The 2,502-nt window shown below is 60.4% G+C and carries 2 protein-coding genes and 1 pseudogene; 2 read left to right on the forward strand and 1 reads right to left on the reverse strand.

What is annotated here, in order from left to right:
• Together GSF22_RS32855 and GSF22_RS32860 are read left to right on the forward strand one after the other, a co-directional pair.
• Positions 1 to 1,857 (forward strand): RHS repeat-associated core domain-containing protein (locus GSF22_RS32855; protein ID WP_280117028.1); only part of this gene is annotated, 1,857 nt, incomplete at its 5' end.
• Positions 1,847 to 2,227: a hypothetical protein gene (locus tag GSF22_RS32860; protein ID WP_208817804.1), complete on the forward strand. Its 381-nt coding sequence runs from the start codon at positions 1,847 to 1,849 to the stop codon at positions 2,225 to 2,227. The genes GSF22_RS32855 and GSF22_RS32860, both read left to right, overlap by 11 nt.
• Positions 2,228 to 2,379: 152 nt before the next feature.
• Here GSF22_RS32860 and GSF22_RS35915 read toward each other — a convergent pair.
• Positions 2,380 to 2,457, reverse strand: a pseudogene (locus GSF22_RS35915) (recombinase family protein); the annotation flags it as partial.
• Positions 2,458 to 2,502 lie beyond the last annotated feature (45 nt).

Below are 2,502 nucleotides of genomic sequence, written 5' to 3' on the forward strand. Positions count from 1 at the left end.
ACCCTCACCTGGGACCCCGAAGGCCACCTCCACACCCTCACCGACACCGCCGGCACCAACACCTACATCTACGACGCCGGCGGCAACCGACTCATCTCCAAAGATCCCACCGGCACGACCCTCCACGTCGGCGGCACCGACGTCCGGCGCACCACCGCCGGCACGATCTCCGGCACCCGCTACTACGCCTTCAACGGCGAAACCGTCGCCCAACGCGCCACCACCAGCGGCCTCACCTGGCTCGCCAACGACCACCACAACACCAACCAGATCACCATCACCGCCGACAGCACCCAAACCACCCAACAACGCCGCCAAACCCCCTACGGCACCCCACGCGGCACCAACCCGACCTGGCCCAACACCCGAGGCTTCCTCAGCGGCCAACAGGACCCCACCGGCCTGACCCACCTCGGCGCACGCGAATACGACCCCACCACCGGACGATTCATCAGCCCCGACCCCGTCTTCGCCGTTGACGACCCCGGGCAGATGAACGCCTACCAGTACGGCAAAAACAACCCCGTCACCAACGCCGACCCCACCGGCCTGATGATCATCAACGACGGCGGCGGAGCCTACGTCCCACCCGCCATCCACGTACTCAAGCAAGTCCAGACCGGATGGAACAGGGGCATCAAGAACTGGATCCCTGACAAATGGCGCGGTGTCAAACAGTTCGTCAAAGATCCCAAAGGAACTGTCAAGGCGACGGCCGTAGAGGTTGAATCCTGGAACGCGAAATACCATTATCCATCTAAGGTGATGCCGGCGTCTGTCAACCTTGGGGCTGCCTGCGTAATAACCGGCGTGTGTCAGGTTTACGAAGACTTCAAAGCTGGCAACTACGTCGACGCCGGGTACGGCGCGAGCCAGATGACGGCGGACTTGGTCGCCGCTGGGGTAACAGAAGGAGCGGGCGCCGTCGTCGGCGCAGGACTGCGCGTAACATCCATAGCCACGAAAGCCGCGAACACCGTCACAAAGCTGGCAACCAAACCATCCGCGCCTAAGCCCACTACACCAAAAGCGACCAAGGCGCCCAAACCGGACTCGCCGAGTGGTTCAGCTGTCGGATGCCACAGCTTCGCCCCCAGCACTCCAGTACTGATGGCCGACGGCGAACACAAGCCGATCAGCGAGGTCACGCAGGGCGACGAAGTCAAGGCTCACGACCCGGAAACCGGTGAGACGACCAACCAAAAAGTCACCGAACTTCACATCAACCTCGACACAGAACTGACCGACCTCACCGTCCAAACGGAAGAGGGAGACCTCACCACCCTCTACACCACGCAGAACCACCCCTTCTGGAGCGAAACCCGCAACGATTGGGTCAACGCCGAAGAGCTACAGCCGGCCGAACGTCTAGGCACCGACAGCGGCTCCGTTGCGGTTGCCTCCACCCGCAACTACGTCGGCTCCCAGACGATGCGCGACCTCACCGTCGCCAACATCCACACGTACTATGTGATAGCCGACAGCGTCCCGGTGCTCGTGCACAATTGCGGAGGTGAGATAACTGTTTACCGGGGTGTCCCAGAGGGGCATCCTGGTTATGCGAATGCCCAGAACGGTTTGGCTGTGCCTCGCGGTGGAGATTCCACGGCCGAAATGCATCAACTGGGTCATACTGACAGTGTTTGGACTAGCTGGTCAACCAACTCGGGTGCTGCGGAGCGTGCGGCAACGAGGGGAGAAACCAGGAGGGGTGTCGTCATTGAGGCTAGAATTCCGAAGAACCAGCCACATATTCATGTTAACGATCAGCCGTGGGCTGATCCTGAACTGAGATTTGAGTTCGAAGTGCTTGTTGAAGGGCCGCTTGAAGGGGTGCCCCGCGAAGTTGGTCGATGAAGTGGAATCCCGGGTGAAAAATAGCTCAACGACTTTGCAGAAAAATGAATTGCTCACTCTTCTTGACTCTGTTCCTCCGCTTTCAGGTGTGAGCGCAGCTGAATTGCGAAGCTATCTAAGTCAATTAGATGCCACCCAAGTCGAGGTTGGGTGGCCTACGGCCAGGAGTCTGCTTGATGTGTGGCGGTATCGCAGCGAGATTCCCGCGGTACGCGAATCTTTCGAAGGTTGGCCGATATTTCTTGATGCGCTCGAGTCTGCGGAAGGAGTTGTTGGTCTGGTGGGTCTGCGGAACGGCGGACCCGTCGCCTTCGTCTTGATCCTCAGTGAGCAGGGCGACCGCATCCTCGCTGTCCTTTCAAAAAAGTAAGCAAACCTGACACTTGCGTGAATGTAAACTGATGTCCAGATGACTGTTGCTTTGCTGCCGTCACGCTTAGCGGGGCGGCAGCAACGCAGCAACGGGAGTTCCGGCCGGTGGGTGTTCTTGCCGGTGGCCTTGTCGAAGAAGCAGCGCGCGCAGCCGGCAGCGGTCAGCGCTGCTTCTTGGCAGGCGAGGTTCTGTTCTCGGGTCGAGACTCGGCCGTAGCCGACGAGCACTCCGGACAGTGGGCAGGCGCGAGGAGGCGGCCAGGCGTGGAGGTG

This window comes from Micromonospora echinofusca (assembly GCF_017614955.1).
GTDB classification, from domain to species: Bacteria; Actinomycetota; Actinomycetes; order Mycobacteriales; family Micromonosporaceae; genus Micromonospora; species Micromonospora echinofusca_A.